We start from the raw sequence: 14,044 nt of genomic DNA, 5'->3' as shown, positions 1-14,044 counted from the left end.
GCTACGGCTTCAGGACCGCCCAGTCCCCGCCGGGCTCCGACTCCGTGCCGTCGGCGTACAGGGCGGTGACCCGGTAGAAGTGGGTCGTCCCCCTGGCGGCAGCGGTGTCGTGGTAGGAGGTGCCGGTCGTGGACGCCAGCTTCTCGTACGCCTTCGTGTCCCGGTTCCAGTGGTAGACCTGGTAGCCGGTCGCGTCGGCCACCGCGTTCCAGGACAGATCGGCACCGCCCGAGTCCGAGGGGGTCGCCGCCGGCCGGACCGGCGAGCCCTCGGGCGTCGCGACCTCCGGTGTCATGTCGAGCTCGGTCACGGGCACGGCCGACGCCGGGCCGTTCCACTTCATGGCGGAATTGCCCTCGTCGTCCACGGCGTCGACGAAGAAGCAGACCTCGTCGCCGTCGGGAAGCGTGCCGTAGTCGTAGGAGGTGTCGCCGGGCGAGACGTAGTCGACCAGGCTGCCGGCGCAGACCTGTTCGTCCTCGTCGCCCCAGAGCTCGCCCCAGTACACGGTGTAGTACTTGAGGTCCTCGGCCGGATTCTTGTCCCAGACCAGCCGGAAGCCGTACTCGGTCGGGGTGACGTCGAGCCCGGTCACCAGCGGTGGCGGGTCGTCGTCCCAGATCTTGCCGTACCCGGTCGCGGACCGGGCGGACTCGTTGCCCGCGGCGTCGACGGCCGAGACACGGTAGTAGTACACGACGCTCTCGGCGGCCGAGGTGTCCAGGTACGACGGTTCGTTCGTGCGGGCCAGCTCGGTGTAGGTGCCGTTGCTGCTCGGAGCCCGGAAGACGCGGTACGCGGTCGCGTCGGCGACCTTGTTCCACACGACCTTCAACCCGCCGGTACCGCCCGTCGCGGTCACCGAGCCGTTCGCGCTCACTCCGGTCGGCACGTCCGGCGCGGTCCGGTCCGCGGTGGTGATGGGCCGGTCCGCGGTGCCCGTCGACTCGTTGCCCGCTCTGTCGTAGGCGCGGACCTCGTAGCAGTAGGTCGCGCCGGTCACCGGCAGAGTGGTGTCCGTGGCCACCGTGCCGGTGGTCGTGGCGAACGGGGTGGTGCCGAACGTCTGGCCCTGCGGTCGCCGGTAGACCCGGTAGCCCGCGAGGTCCATCTCGTTGTTCTTCGACCAGGTCAGCCGGGCCTTGCCGGTCGCGGCGTCGTACGACACCGCAGCTCCGGTCGGCGCGAGGGGCCCGACGGTGTCGACGCTCGCCGAAGTGCGGGGTGCGTACGTGAAGTTGACCTTGGCGCCGCCGGTGAAGTTGGCGTAGTCGACGCGAAGAGTGTGCCTGCCCTTGGGGACGGTCACGTTGACGGTCTTGGCCACCGTCCTGGTGGTGTTCTTCCACAGGTCGATGCGGCGGGTGCCGTCGACGTAGACCCGGATGCCGTCGAGGCCGGAGGCGGTGAGGGCGAAGGGGCCGCCGGAGCCGAAGTCGCGGGTGACGGTCCAGCGGACGCCGAAGCCGTCCTTGGGGAGGCCGGAGGCGGGGGCGCCGCTCCAGGTCTCGTCGACCGCGGAGTCGCAGGCGGTCTTCTTCGGGGCGCCCTTGAACGTGGTGTTCGCGAACATCTGCCGCGTGAAGACCGGCGAGTTGCAGGTCGTGGCCGCCGACGCGGTCACGACGGCGCCGCCGAGCAGCGTGCCGGCGGTGGCGAGCACGACGGCGACGGCCGCGCTGCGTCTGGCTTGGTTCATTCGATCCTCTGGTCGTATCCGAACGACGGAGACGGTCGTTCCGGATGTCGACTCGTGAGGAAGCGCGTTGGTTGTACGGATCTTTGCCTACCCATGAACTCCCTTTGGATGGAGGGTCCGTAAAGAGTGTTTGGAGGGGGTTCCGCTCCTCCTTCGCAGGTGCAGCGGAGCGTGGTGTTGCGCACTCGTTAAGTAGTTCCGCTTGACGCCGGGTGTGACGTACGCGTTGGCTTTTCAGACATCTGGGTCGCAAAGCAGCCCACGTCCGGAACGCACCTGAAGTGAGCCCCCGTATGCGTCGTATAGCCATGTTTGTGGCCGCGTCCACGATGACCCTTTCGCTTGCCGGCTGCGGCGCGCTCAACGCGACAGGATCGTCGACGTCCGCGAGCCCGACGAAGGGCAACGACATCACGGTGGGCGTGCTGATGCCGGACAAGATCAACACCCGGTACACCAACTTCGACTACCCGATCATGGCCTCGAAGATCGCCGAGCTCACCAACAAGCAGGGCAAGGTCGACTACCAGAACGCCGCGTCGTCCGCCGCCACGCAGGCGACGCAGATGCAGAAGATGATCGACGAGAAGGTCGACGTGATCATCCTGGACTCCGTCGACGCGCACGCCATCGCGGGCACGGTGAAGAAGGCCAAGGCCGCGGGCATCCCGGTCATCGCCTACGACCGCCTCGCCGAGGGCCCGATCGACGCGTACGTCTCCTTCGACAACGAGCTGGTCGGTGAGGTCCAGGCCCGCACGCTCCTGGAGGGCATCGGGTCGAACGTCGACACCTCCGACAAGGTCGTCATGGTCAACGGCTCGCCGACCGACCCGAACGCCAAGCAGTTCAAGACGGGCGCCGTGTCCGAGCTGAACGGCAAGGTGACGATCGCGGACTCGTACGACACCAAGGACTGGAACCCGGACATCGCCGAGCAGGAGGTCACCAGGGCGATCAGCTCGCTCGGCAAGGACAACATCGCCGCCGTCTACTCCGCCAACGACGCGATGGCCGGCGGCATCGTCAAGGCCCTCAAGGCGGCCGGCGTCACCAACATGCCGCCGATCACCGGCCAGGACGCGGACCTCGACGCCATCCAGCGGATCCTCATCGGCGAGCAGTACATGACCGTCTACAAGCCGTACCCGGACGAGGCCGAGGCCGCCGCCCAGATGGCCGTCTACAAGGTGCAGGGCAAGGACATCCAGTTCGACGCGCTCACCCAGGACACCGTGGACAGCCCGACCAACAAGGACATCCCGTCCCAGCTGGTGCAGGTCAGCGCCGTGACCAAGAGCAAGATCAAGGACACCGTCGTCGCGGACGGCATCTACAAGATCTCGCAGATCTGCACGGCCGCCTACAAGACCGCATGCACGGAGGCAGGCCTCAAGTAGCCCTGCGGGGCAACCGGGCAGGGGTGGGAACGCCTACCGGCCCCTGCCGGGTGCCTCCCCCCCCATGCTCGGCTTCCCGAATTCCTCTGGGGTGCACCATCCGAGGAGAGGGAAGGCCGAGTTCGGGCGTGACGCTCTTCAAGCAGGTCGGTGTGATCCTCGCCGACCCCGTCGGAAGACGACCAAGCCCGGCGCCGGTCAGCACGAGTTCATCGGCACGGTCAAGTGCTGGGTGTACGGCGCACCGATCACGCCGACCGACGTCCGGCGGCAGACCGCGGCCCTGCTGCTGATCCCCCAGCTCCTCGGTGAGGCACCGATCAAGCCGGTCGCGGATTCCGCGTCCGAGGCGGCGGCCGACCGGATCCAGTGGATCACCACCGACTGATCATCCGGGCGTGACGAAGCCGCCCTGCATCGGCAACCGGGCGGCTTCGTGCTGTTGGGGGCCACAGCAGGTGTCGCGCAGCCCAGAGTCGGACCACGATGCCGAGGACCACCGGGTCGATCAGGTCGACCAGGTCGACGTGATCACGGTGCGCGTGGATCGTCCATCCCGGGCCGGAGTTGCCGAGGTCGTGCCCGATGACCACCGCGTCTGCGGGGCCGGTGATCGTCTCGTCGCCGTGTCGGCAGACCGGCGGACTCGTGATCGTCACGACCGATCGCCGCCGGGACGGTGGCACCCGCAGCCGCACCGCCGGATCAGGAGCAGGCCGTTCGAGTGCGGCAGCTTGACGTCTGTGATCTGCCTGCACTGATCATGCAGATCTTCGTACCCTGGCCGACCGGCCAGCGCGCACTCTTCCGACGGGGTCCCCTCGTCGGTGGTCGACGCGCTCATACGCCGCACCCCCGCCGGAGGACGTCCGCAAGCCGGAGCGCGACGTCTGCGTGCACCCGCCCGAGGCTGATCAGATTCAGGGCAGGGGAGGCAGTATCGGCCCCCAGGGACGGCAGGACGATACTCGCAGCCGTCAGTGCTCCGCGCAGAACCTCGACCGCCTCGACGGCTTCGGTCGGGCCCGGCTTCTGTGCAGTGGTCATGAACTCACCGTCACGGCTGAGTGGTTGAGCCGGCGAGCGGATATGCGCAGTTATTCTCGGGTGGGGGGCTGGTATGCCGGAAGATTCTCACGGAGGGGCAGGGCGGGCATAGCCGGGCGGTTCGCTCCGGCGACATGATCGGATCATCGAGCACGACCCAATGAGGGAGGGGCCCATGACGCGCAACATCCGCTTCAACGGAACCGGCAGCGGGGACACCGGCTGCCCGTCGATCCACGAGGACACCGGCACCGGCGAGGTGATCGTGCACGGCCCGCCGCTGACCGACCCCGAGGACGTTGCCCAGCTCCAGCACCTCGGTCCCGGTGAGGTCGCGATCGTCGTCCCGCGGGAGCTGATCACCGACTGGGCGCCCAAGGACCGCACCCGGCAGGCTCGCATGATCGACGTCGACGCCTTCAACCGGCTGTTCGAGATCTTCGAGCACACCGCCTGGCGGCTGGAGACCCGGCGCCGGTACGCGTCCGACGAGTCGACCGAGACCTACGCGCAGTACCTCGCCGAGGGTCGCGTCGACTGGGACATGACCACCTGGTACTGCGAGACGATCAGGCGTCAGACGGCGGCTGGGAAGACTGTCGCCCGAGTCCGGGTGGTCGACGACCCGCCGACCACCGGTCAGCGCTACCTCATGGTCAACGCCGGGCGGAACACCGATCTCGGGGAAGACACCCGCACCCTGCGCCGCGAGGACGCCGACCGGCTGAAGCTCGGCAACGAAGACTTCTGGATCTTCGACTCGCGCTTGGTCGCCCGGATCAACTTCGACGACACCGACGAGTTCCACGACGTGGAGCTGATCACCGAACCGGCCGAGGTGATCAGGTACGCGATGCTCCGTGACGCGGCCTGGCACCACGCCGTCCCGTTCCAGCTGCTCGCATCGGCCACCAGCTAGAAGAGCGGGACGGATACGGGTGACGACGGACTACCAGCAGGCACGCGAGGCGCTCGGGGTGCGCCTGCGAGAGCTGCGCATGTCCGCGCCGGACGGACCTCTCACCGGTACCCGCCTCGCTGCACTTCTCGGGTGGCCACAGCCCAAGATCTCGAAGCTGGAGAACGGGAAGCAAACCGCGACGCCCGAGGACCTGCGGGCATGGGCGGAGGCCACCGGCCAGCCCGACGCCTACGGCGAACTCCTGGCCCGGCTCAGGGGGTTCGAGTCGCATATCCGCTCATGGCGGCGCCGGCTCGCCGCCGGGCACCAGCCGGTACAGCAGACGATCGCCGCCGAGTACGAGCGCTCAGCCGTCGTGCACGGCTTCGAGTCGGTGACCGTGCCGGGGATTCTTCAGACCGCCGACTACGCCCGGCACGTCTTCAACCGGTACGCGGAACTCCAGCGCTCCCCCCCGGACACCGAGGCTGCCGTGCGCGCCCGCCTGAAGCGGCAAGAGCTTCTCTACGACGATCACAGGCGCTTCGAGATCCTGATCGGCGAGACCGCGCTGAGATCGCTGATCTGTCCGCCCTCGATCCTCGCCGCGCAGCTCGACCGCCTCTTCGGACTGGTCGGCCTGGACACGGTCCACCTCGGGATCATCCCGTTCACCGCGTCGCTGAAGATCCCGCCGACCGGCGGCTTCTGGGTCCATGACGAGCGCCTCGTCATGGTCGAGGTCTGGCACGCCGAACTGTGGATCGACGACGCCGACTCGATCGCCCTGTACCTCCGCACCTGGCGGACCCTGCGGGAGTCGGCCGTGTTCGGCGCCGACGCGCAGAACCTGATCAGCCACACGCGTCGGTCCCTGAATCTCGTCTGATCACCCCCTCGCCGGCCGAACCCTGCAATGGCATCGGAGGGTTGAGCTTTCGTCGCCTGGCTGACACGACGCCACAAGAGGGCGCTGGGGCCGGACGATGACGCCTTGAGAGCCCATCTCGCCACCCTTCGCGGACTGTTCAAGGAGATCCAGGAAGAGCCGAAGCGGGAGGACTGGTTCAAGGCTGAAGGGCGCCGCGATCTGGGTGAAGCGCTGCGTGATCTTTCGTGGCGTCGGACGGACCGCAAGTTGTTCTCACACGTGACCAAGGCGGCACTGTCCTGGACTGGTGCGAGGATTCACGCGCCTGAGGCGCAGAACCCGTTCGTGTGGCTGGGGAGGATGACCCCGGAAGACCAGGCACAGGAGGCAACGGAGCAGGAGGAGTTCCGCAAGCCAACGTGAGGCGGCAGATCAGGGCCTGACTGCCATTGCTGCAGCGTTGGAGCGCCTGGTCCAACTGGAGCGCCTCACCCTCGGCTGGTCATGACCAGTGCCCCGGCGAGCACACCAGGCTCACACGCCACGAGTGGCTACGCTGTTCAGACATGACGCAATACAACGGCACCGCAACGGCCGTCACTGAAGCAGGCGAAGCACCCGTACGGATCAACGTCCGAGAGGTGCCCGACGGGATCCGCGACCCGTATTGGGCGGGGACCATGACCATCCGTGCCGTCGAGATCTGGCAGGCGATCGCCAATCATCCCGAGTTCGGGCTGCGGCTCCCGGACGGACGGGTAGGCACCTGGCAGGCTGCCGAGGGGGCGGGCCTGCCCCCGACAGAGACGAACCCGACCACGTTTCCGATCACACGCGTCGACGGTGTGGCCTTCTGATCCAAACCATTCGCCACGTGCCCGAGTGATCCCGATCCGCCCTGCGGCCGTCTGCGGGGCGCAGGGCCCCGGGTGCGCGGAGTTCGCCCGCGAGGTCGAAGGCGTTTCCTGGTGGCCAGGACGCCGCGGGACGGGAGCAGTTCGCCGGTCAGCCCGCCATCCGCCAGCGGTCGCCGTCCTGGACGACGAGCCCGCGCCGCTCAAGAGCTTCGAGGCTCCGGCGGCACCGGCCGACCGCATCGCTCCCCGGCGCGCACAGCACGGCGGCCCCGGCCTCGGTCCCGTCCTTTCGGCGCGGCTACAGAGGCGCAGAGGAAATTCCACCTTCACTCGCGGGGGGGGGGGGGCACCCCCATCGCCCACCCGGGCCGCCTGGGGGAACTGCCCGGGCCTTTGAGGCATTGGGGGAGGCATGCCTGCCCGCAGCCACCTGGGGGAGGAACTGCGCGAGCAGTCCCCCGCGTGGCCGCGGGCGGTTATGCGACCCTTGTGAATTCGACGGTCACTTCCGGGGCCCCTCCCGGCACCCCGCGGTAGATCCCCTTGTGCGGGGTGACGTCGTCGTAGTCGCGGCCACGGCCCACCACCACGTGGTCCTCCCCGGCCCGCACCCGGTTCGTCGGGTCGTACCCGCACCAGTCGCCGGCCCAGTACTCGATCCACGCGTGGCTCTGCCCGGCGACGGGCCGGTTCGGTTCCGCCTCGCGCTCCGGGTGCAGGTACCCGGAGACGTACCGGGACGGCAGCCCCAGCCCCCGCAGCAGGGCGATGGTGAGGTGGGTGATGTCCTGGCAGACGCCGGCCCGCTGGGCCCACGCCTCCGCGGGGGAGGTGTTCACGCCGGTCGCCCCCGGCAGGTAGGCCACGCGGTCGGCGACCAGCTCCGAGACGGCCACCGCGGCCTCGTGCGGGCCCAGCCCCTCCCCGGCGGCCAGCGCCTTCCGTACCAGCTTCTTCGGCACCGAGGTGCGCCCGGTCGGGTTCACGAACTCCGACAGCCGTGACCCCGCCGCCCGTTCGGCCAGCTCCGCCCACCCCGGCGCGGCCGGCAGCGGCCCCGGCGCCACCGTCTCCACCAGACTCGACGCGGTGATCGTCAGATCCTCGTGCGGTTCAAGGAGGTCGAAGCCGGTGACCTGGGTGCCCCAGTAGTCCCAGTACGACCAGACGGCGGTCGCCGGCTGCACCGTGACCCGCGCGTCCAGCGTGGTCTGCCCCGGCAGGGTCAGCGGGGTCATCCGCACCTCGTTGTGCGAGGAGGCCGCGGGCTGCGCGTAGGAGACCCGGGTGGTGTGCCGGATCCGGAGGCGACGAGCCATCTCAGGCTCCTTCCTGGGCCCACTCGACGGGCCCCTGGTACGGGAAGAACCGCTCCGCCACCGCGTCGGCGCACGCCATGCAGGCCTGCTGGAGATCGCGCAGCAGGACCGGCAGCTGTGCCTCAAGGGAGGCGGTGTCGAGGTATTCGAGGCGGGTGCGAGCCCGCCCGACCGGGGAGCGGGCGGGGTCCTGGCGGGGCCGCCCGAGCGCGGCCAGGCACTCCTCGGCCGTGGTCAGCGCGTGCAGCGCCGAACGCGGGAAGTCCCGGTCCAGGAGCAGGAATTCGGCCACCCGCGGGGTGTCGCCGAACCCGCTGTGCACCCGTGCGTACGCCTCGTCGGCGCCGCTCGCGCTGAGCAGCGTCGGCCAGTCCGGCGCGTGCGCCGCGTCCAGCACCCGCACCGAGAGCAGCCGTACGGTCATGTCCACCCGCTCCAGGCTCCGCCCGAGGACCACGAACCGCCAGCTGTCGTCCCGGCTCATCGTCGAGTCGGCGAGGCCGAAGAAGAGCGCGGCCCGGCTGCGGACCAGCTCCAGGTAGGCGTAGGGGCCGGTGCGGCGGGCCGCGCGGCGCCGGTCGCCGAGCGCGTGCCAGGTGGAGTTGAGGCACTCCCACATCTCCGAGGAGACGGCCTCCCGGGCGCTGCGCGCGTTGAGCCGGGCGGCGCCCAGCGCGCCCTCGATGGAGCAGGTGGAGCGGGCGTCGAAGGCGAGCTGGTCCAGGACCTGCTGCATGTCCACCCGGGCCGCGCCGGCGTCCACGCCGAGGATCGCGTACAGCGACCGGCAGGCCGCGTCCTCGTCGCGCCAGGGGTCCTCCAGCATCCGGTGCAGGTAGGCGTCGAGGATCCGCCCGGTGGCGTCGGCCCGTTCGACGTACCGCCCGGTCCAGGTCAGCGACTCGGCGATACGGGAGAGGATCACGTCGTTCACTGCTGCTGCGCTCCTTCCGGTACGACCGCACGGGTGCCGTCGGGGCCCAGGCGGCGCGGGGCGACGGCGGGGATCGGGCCCGCGTCGACCGGCTCGGGGCGTTCGGCGGGGCCCTCGGCGAGCACCCAGGTGTCCTTGGAGCCGCCGCCCTGGCTGGAGTTGACGATCAGGTTGCCCTCCTGGAGCGCGACCCGGGTGAGGCCGCCGGGCAGTACCCAGATGCCGTCGCCGTCGTTCACGGCGAACGGCCGCAGGTCAATGTGGCGCGGGGCCATCCGTTCACCCGAGAGGGTGGGGGAGGTGGAGAGGGCGACCGGGCGCTGGGCGATGAAGCCGCGCGGGTCGGCCGCGACGGCTTTGCGAGTGCGTTCCAGGGTTGCCCGGTCGGCCTTCGGGCCGATCACGATGCCCTGCCCGCCGGCCCCGTCGACGGGCTTCACGACCAGCTGGTCGAGCTGGTCGAGGACGGCCGCCAACTGGCCTGGTTCGTCGGGTCGGTAGGACTCGACGTTGGGGAGGACCGGCTCCTCCCCGAGGTAGTAGCGGATCAGGTCCGGGACGTAGGTGTAGAGGAGTTTGTCGTCCGCGATGCCGTTGCCCACGGCGTTCGCGAGTGTGACGTTCCCTGCGATGGCGGCGCTCAGGATGCCGGGGCAGCCGATCACCGAGTCGGGGCGGAAGTGCAGCGGGTCGAGGAAGTCGTCGTCGAGGCGCCGGTACACGACGTGCACGGGCACCTCGCCGCGGGTCGTGCGCATCCAGACCCGGTTGCTCCGGCACACGAGGTCGTGCCCTTCCACCAGCTGCACGCCCATCAGCCGGGCCAGCAGGGCGTGTTCGAAGTAGGCCGCGTTGCTCGGCCCGGGGGTGAGGACGACCACCCGGGGATCGCTCGCCGCCCCGCCCGGCGCGGCGGCCCGGAGGGCGGCGAGCAGCCGCCCCGGGTACCCGTCCACCGGCAGCACGTGCTGCTCGGCGAAGAGCGAGGGGAAGACCCGGGTCATCGCCCTGCGGTTCTCGATGACGTACGACACCCCGCTGGGCACCCGCACGTTGTCCTCGAGCACCCGGAACGCGCCGGCCTCGTCGCGGACCAGGTCGATTCCGGCCACATGGATGCGCACCCCGCCGGGCGGCTCCACCGCGTGTGCCGCCCGGTGGAAGTGCGGTGAGCCAAGGAGCAGCCGCCAGGGCACCACCCCGTCCTCGAAGGCCCGCGCGTGTCCGTAGGCGTCGGCCAGATAGGCCTCCAGGGCCCGCACGCGCTGGGCCACGCCTCTTCGTATGAGATCCCATTCCAGGGCGTCGAGGATCCTCGGCACCAGGTCCAGTGGCCAGGGCCGTTCCTCGCCCGCGAAGGCGTAGGTCACCCCCCGGTCGGTGAAGGCCCGGGCCATCTGGTCGGCCCGGAACCGCAGTTCACTCGGTTCGATCGGCTGGAGCGCAGCCAGTACCGGCTCATAGGCGGTCCTGACCTCACCCGGCCGCACAAACATCTCGTCCCACGCGTCGGCCAACGCGTACGCGTCGAATATGTCCGCCATGCAGGGACGTTAGAGCGGGCACGTAACGCGGCGATCACTGGCGGATTTCGGGGATTCGCCGGGACCGCCGCGTCACGTGCCCGCGAGCGACCCTCCCTGCAACGCACCTCCCCCGTGGGCGCGTTGCACGGGGCCCCGGTCCGATCGGGGGAGGATGGACCGGGGCCCCGCCGGGTGTCCGGGGACACCCGTGGGAAGCGGCACCCACGATGCCGCGCACACCCCCCTGCCACCACCGTCATCTTGTTGCAACGCGACCGGCGGAGGCGGTGCGAAATCCGGTCACATCCGGGTATTACGGCGCCCCGTGCGAGGGGAGCTGTGTTGCGGACCCGGTCCGGACCGCTCATAGTTGCGCTGCGGAAGAGGCAGCAAATCGGGGGTGGAATGGGCGATGGCCGGGCACGGGACGGAGGAACATCCACACGGCGCCGACCGGCTGTGCGCCGTCGGGGACCGGGTGTACTCCCGGGCCGTGCGCCGGGGCCGGGTGCCGCGCACGGACGCCGACGCGGTGCCCTGCCTGCTCGAACTGGCGCTGCTGCACCCCGACCCCGATGACATGGACTGGCTGGTGCCGACGGCGCCGCAGGAGGTCATGACCCGGCTGCTGCGCGGGGTGCACGACGAGGTGACGGAGAGTCAGCGGCGGGTGGGCTCGGCGGTCGAGGCGTTCGAGTGGTACGCCGGTCTGGGACGGCAGTTGCAGGCCGTGTCGGCCTCCGCGGAGGGCACGGCGGCCATCCGGGTGCTCGACGGGCTGGCCCGGATCCAGGCGGCCATGGACGAGGCGACGGAGGCCTGCACGCAGGAGGTGCTGACCGTGCAGCCGGGCGGCATCCGGCGGGAGTCGGAGCTGACCGAGGGGCTGCACCGGGCCGTCGCCCTGCGCGGGCGGGGCGTGCGGATGCGCGACCTGTACACGCACGTCGCCCGGCACGGCCAGGGTCTGCTCAACTACCTGGAGCTGATGGGCGACGCGGTCGAGGCCCGCACGCTCGACGAGGTCATCGACCGGCTCATCCTCTTCGACCGCACGGTGGCGTTCATCCCCGCGAACGCGGACCGCACGATGGCCCTGGAGCTGCGCCACCCCGCCCTCGTCGAGTACTTCGTCACGGTCTTCGAACGCCTCTGGCGCCTTGCCATTCCGCTCACCGCCCCGCTGCCCGACACCGGCATCGAGGGCATCTCGCACCGCGAGCAGTCCATCGCGGCGCTGCTGGCGGAGGGCCACCAGGACGCGGTCATCGCCGAACGCCTCGGCATCAGCGTCCGCACCTGCCGCGCCCACATCGCCCGCCTCTCCGAGACCCTCGGCGCGGCCAGCCGCACCCAACTGGGCGTGCGCATAGCCCAGGTGGGACTGGACCGGCCGCCGGGCGGGGCGGGCACGGCCCCGGACACGGCTCCCGGCCCGGCTCCGGACGCGGTCACACTTCCTGATCAAGGATCCCCGAGCGTGCGATGAGGTAGCCGAGCTGGGCGCGGCTCTCGCTGCCGAGGGTGTCGGCGAGTTTGGCGATGTGGACGCGGGCGGTGCGGATGTTCATGCCGAGGCGGTCGGCGACGACGGCGTCGGTGTGGCCCTCGACGAGCAGCGCGGCGATGGCCTGCTGGCGGGGGGTGATGCCGTTGACGGTGGGGCGGAGCTCGGCCTTGGGGAACATCGGGGTGGCCAGGCGCCAGAGCCGGTCGAAGGCGGTGATCAGGTAGTCGACCAGTGCCGGGTGGCGGACTTCCAGGGCGAGGGTGCCGTCGTCGTTCGCGGGGAGGAAGGCGACCGACCGGTCCATGACGACGAGCCGGTCGGGTACCTCGTCGAGGCCACGGGCGGTGCTGTCGCCCCGCAGGTCCTCGGCGTAGGCGTACACGTTGGGCACATGGCGCAGGGTGTTCTGGTAGAGCGTGCGGAACCGGCCGCCGCGGTCGAGGAACGCCTGGTCGCGTCCGAAGGCGGCGGGCTGGGCCTGGGAGCCGCGATCGCCGATCAGACCGGCGTGCGGCTGGACGCACAGGACTTCCTGCCGGGCCTCCGCCATGGCCTCCCCGATGGCCTGGTTGATCCGCCGTGTGCCGCTCAGCAGCCGCAGTGCGGGGGAGTCCGCCGCCGCGCCGGGCGGTCCCTGGACGTTCATCAGCGGTTCGAAGAGCTTCACCAGGCGCTGCTCCAGCCGCCATTCCTCGGTGATGCGGGCGCGGGCCCCGCGCAGCAGCCGGTTCAGGGCGACGTCCGGGGCGACGGGCTCCAGCCGGTCGAGATCGTCGAGCGCGGGGTGGAGCAGGCCGAGGTCCACGAGGCAGGGGGCCCCGGTGGCGTCCTTCGCGGACAACTGCCCCGCGCGCAGGGCGAGTTCGTACAGTTTCGTCCCCGCGTCGCACAGGTCCTCGACGCCGTGCTCGGCATGAGAGTCGGTGGTCACGGCCTGCCGGCCTCCTCGGGGGGCGTCTGGTCCAGGATCCCGGACTGGGCGATCAGGAAGCCCAGCTGTGCGCGGCTGCCGCTGCCCAGGAGCTGGGCCAGCTTGGCGATGTGGGCCCGGCAGGTGCGGACGTTCATGCCCAGGCGCCGGGCGATGGCCTCGTCGACATGGCCCTCGATGAGGAGCTTGGCGATGGAGTGCTGGATCTCGGTGATGCCGTCGGGGGCGGTCTCGTAGGGCGCGCCGGCGCTCAGCGGCACCGCGCGGTTCCACATGAACTCGAAGACCTTGATCAGGTAGCGGACGAGTCCCGGGTGGCGGAGTTCGAGGGCGATCTCCCCGTCGTCGCGGGTCGGGATGAAGGCCACGGTCTCGTCGCAGATGATCAGCCGCTCGACGAGTTCGTCGATCGTGCGGTACTCCACCTTGCCGTCGGTGAACTGGGCGACGTAGGCGAGCGTCTCGGGGCTGTAGCGGGCCGGATGCTGGTAGAGCGTGCGGATGCGGCAGCCGCGTTCGATCAGCGGCCGGTCGCGTTCCAGGGCCTTGGTGAGGGTGTGCTCCAGGCGCCGGCGGCTGGGCTGGACGGTGAGCATCTCGGTCTGGCACTGGGTGGTGGCCAGGTCGAGGGCCGCGTTGATCCGGTCCAGCCCCTCCAGCACCGTGAGGGAGTGCGTGGTCGCCGTCGACTGGGCGCTGAGCGTCATGAACGGCTCGAAAGCGTCGGCGAGTTCGATCGACATCCGCCTGCGTTGGGTGATCTCGCTCTCGATCGGGTTTAGTCGCTGGGCGAGGGCGATCGAAGGGGGGACCGGGCGCAGCCAGTTCGGGTCGTCGGGATCGGCATGAAGAAGGGCGAACTCCATCAAACAGGGCGCCGGTTCCACGTCCGCACGGGCGACGCGTCCCGTCCGGAGAGCGTTCCCGTAGAGACGGCGCCCCTCCTCGCACAGGTCGGTCAGCCCGTGGGGATGTGTCCGCTTAGTCTCATTTATTGTCAAATCTCCACCCCCCAGGGTCCTGAACGTGCAGGAACATGATGCATCGAT

At 70.2% G+C, this 14,044-nt stretch carries 14 protein-coding genes; 7 read left to right on the top strand and 7 right to left on the bottom strand.

The window, feature by feature from the left end; genetic code table 11:
* Position 1 precedes the first annotated feature (1 nt).
* Positions 2 to 1,699 (bottom strand): PA14 domain-containing protein, encoded by a 1,698-nt coding sequence (locus AB0D74_RS30545; RefSeq protein ID WP_362594155.1) that lies wholly within the window; start codon positions 1,697 to 1,699, stop codon positions 2 to 4.
* 293 nt (positions 1,700 to 1,992) lie between these two features.
* Here AB0D74_RS30545 and AB0D74_RS30540 point away from each other — a divergent pair, with 293 nt between their 5' ends.
* Positions 1,993 to 3,099, top strand: a complete 1,107-nt coding sequence (locus AB0D74_RS30540) for a substrate-binding domain-containing protein (RefSeq protein ID WP_362594152.1) — start codon at positions 1,993 to 1,995, stop codon at positions 3,097 to 3,099.
* 232 nt (positions 3,100 to 3,331) lie between these two features.
* Positions 3,332 to 3,487 carry a hypothetical protein gene (locus tag AB0D74_RS30535; RefSeq protein WP_362594149.1) on the top strand — a complete coding sequence of 52 codons (156 nt, stop codon included), beginning with the start codon at positions 3,332 to 3,334 and terminating at the stop codon, positions 3,485 to 3,487.
* Positions 3,488 to 3,939: 452 nt separating this feature from the next.
* On the opposite strand, the gene AB0D74_RS30530 is transcribed toward AB0D74_RS30535, so the two are convergent.
* Entirely contained in the window at positions 3,940 to 4,146 is a 207-nt protein-coding gene (locus AB0D74_RS30530) for a hypothetical protein (RefSeq protein ID WP_362594146.1), read from the bottom strand.
* Positions 4,147 to 4,321: 175 nt separating this feature from the next.
* Here AB0D74_RS30530 and AB0D74_RS30525 point away from each other — a divergent pair, with 175 nt between their 5' ends.
* The 4 genes from AB0D74_RS30525 to AB0D74_RS30510 all read left to right on the top strand — a co-directional run bounded on the left by AB0D74_RS30525 (position 4,322) and on the right by AB0D74_RS30510 (position 6,775).
* Positions 4,322 to 5,065 (top strand): DUF6879 family protein, encoded by a 744-nt coding sequence (locus AB0D74_RS30525; protein WP_362594143.1) that lies wholly within the window; start codon positions 4,322 to 4,324, stop codon positions 5,063 to 5,065.
* Between the two features lie 19 nt (positions 5,066 to 5,084).
* Complete coding sequence (locus AB0D74_RS30520; RefSeq protein WP_362594140.1) at positions 5,085 to 5,936, top strand: helix-turn-helix transcriptional regulator; 852 nt, start codon at positions 5,085 to 5,087, stop codon at positions 5,934 to 5,936.
* 105 nt (positions 5,937 to 6,041) lie between these two features.
* Complete coding sequence (locus tag AB0D74_RS30515; protein ID WP_362594137.1) at positions 6,042 to 6,341, top strand: hypothetical protein; 300 nt, start codon at positions 6,042 to 6,044, stop codon at positions 6,339 to 6,341.
* 143 nt (positions 6,342 to 6,484) lie between these two features.
* Entirely contained in the window at positions 6,485 to 6,775 is a 291-nt protein-coding gene (locus AB0D74_RS30510) for a hypothetical protein (RefSeq protein WP_362594134.1), read from the top strand.
* 476 nt (positions 6,776 to 7,251) lie between these two features.
* Here the strand turns inward: AB0D74_RS30510 and AB0D74_RS30505 are convergent, their stop codons facing one another.
* From AB0D74_RS30505 to AB0D74_RS30495, 3 genes are read right to left on the bottom strand one after another with little or no spacing between them, the layout of a single operon-like run.
* The gene (locus AB0D74_RS30505; RefSeq protein WP_362594131.1) at positions 7,252 to 8,094 is read right to left on the bottom strand and encodes a transglutaminase family protein; all 843 of its coding nucleotides are present in this window, start codon (positions 8,092 to 8,094) and stop codon (positions 7,252 to 7,254) included.
* 1 nt (position 8,095) lies between these two features.
* On the bottom strand, positions 8,096 to 9,028 hold the full coding sequence (locus AB0D74_RS30500) for an alpha-E domain-containing protein (protein WP_362594128.1): 933 nt from the start codon (positions 9,026 to 9,028) through the stop codon (positions 8,096 to 8,098).
* A complete protein-coding gene (locus AB0D74_RS30495) occupies positions 9,025 to 10,572 on the bottom strand; it encodes a circularly permuted type 2 ATP-grasp protein (protein WP_362594125.1) in 1,548 nt (515 codons plus the stop codon). Before AB0D74_RS30495 ends, AB0D74_RS30500 begins: the two co-directional genes overlap by 4 nt.
* Before the next feature lie 394 nt (positions 10,573 to 10,966).
* On the opposite strand from AB0D74_RS30495, the gene AB0D74_RS30490 reads away from it, so the two are divergent.
* Entirely contained in the window at positions 10,967 to 12,043 is a 1,077-nt protein-coding gene (locus AB0D74_RS30490; RefSeq protein ID WP_362594122.1) for a helix-turn-helix transcriptional regulator, read from the top strand.
* Here AB0D74_RS30490 and AB0D74_RS30485 read toward each other — a convergent pair.
* On the bottom strand, positions 12,006 to 12,995 hold the full coding sequence (locus AB0D74_RS30485; RefSeq protein WP_362594119.1) for a helix-turn-helix transcriptional regulator: 990 nt from the start codon (positions 12,993 to 12,995) through the stop codon (positions 12,006 to 12,008). The two genes, AB0D74_RS30490 and AB0D74_RS30485, sit on opposite strands and share 38 nt — an antisense overlap.
* The gene (locus AB0D74_RS30480) at positions 12,992 to 13,957 is read right to left on the bottom strand and encodes a helix-turn-helix transcriptional regulator (protein ID WP_362594251.1); all 966 of its coding nucleotides are present in this window, start codon (positions 13,955 to 13,957) and stop codon (positions 12,992 to 12,994) included. The genes AB0D74_RS30485 and AB0D74_RS30480 overlap by 4 nt, the downstream gene beginning before the upstream one ends.
* Positions 13,958 to 14,044 lie beyond the last annotated feature (87 nt).

The organism is Streptomyces sp. NPDC048278, assembly GCF_040652195.1.
GTDB lineage: Bacteria > Actinomycetota > Actinomycetes > Streptomycetales > Streptomycetaceae > Streptomyces.
The sequence above is the reverse complement of the archived record's forward strand: the minus strand, read 5'-3'. Positions and strand labels throughout refer to the sequence as shown.

Coding starts and splice junctions, on each gene's coding strand:
- AB0D74_RS30545 (WP_362594155.1), bottom strand. CDS start 1,699: ATGAACCAAGCCAGACGCAGCGCGGCCGTCGCCGTCGTGCTCGCCACC.
- AB0D74_RS30540 (WP_362594152.1), top strand. CDS start 1,993: ATGCGTCGTATAGCCATGTTTGTGGCCGCGTCCACGATGACCCTTTCG.
- AB0D74_RS30530 (WP_362594146.1), bottom strand. CDS start 4,146: ATGACCACTGCACAGAAGCCGGGCCCGACCGAAGCCGTCGAGGCGGTC.
- AB0D74_RS30525 (WP_362594143.1), top strand. CDS start 4,322: ATGACGCGCAACATCCGCTTCAACGGAACCGGCAGCGGGGACACCGGC.
- AB0D74_RS30510 (WP_362594134.1), top strand. CDS start 6,485: ATGACGCAATACAACGGCACCGCAACGGCCGTCACTGAAGCAGGCGAA.
- AB0D74_RS30505 (WP_362594131.1), bottom strand. CDS start 8,094: ATGGCTCGTCGCCTCCGGATCCGGCACACCACCCGGGTCTCCTACGCG.
- AB0D74_RS30495 (WP_362594125.1), bottom strand. CDS start 10,572: ATGGCGGACATATTCGACGCGTACGCGTTGGCCGACGCGTGGGACGAG.
- AB0D74_RS30490 (WP_362594122.1), top strand. CDS start 10,967: ATGGCCGGGCACGGGACGGAGGAACATCCACACGGCGCCGACCGGCTG.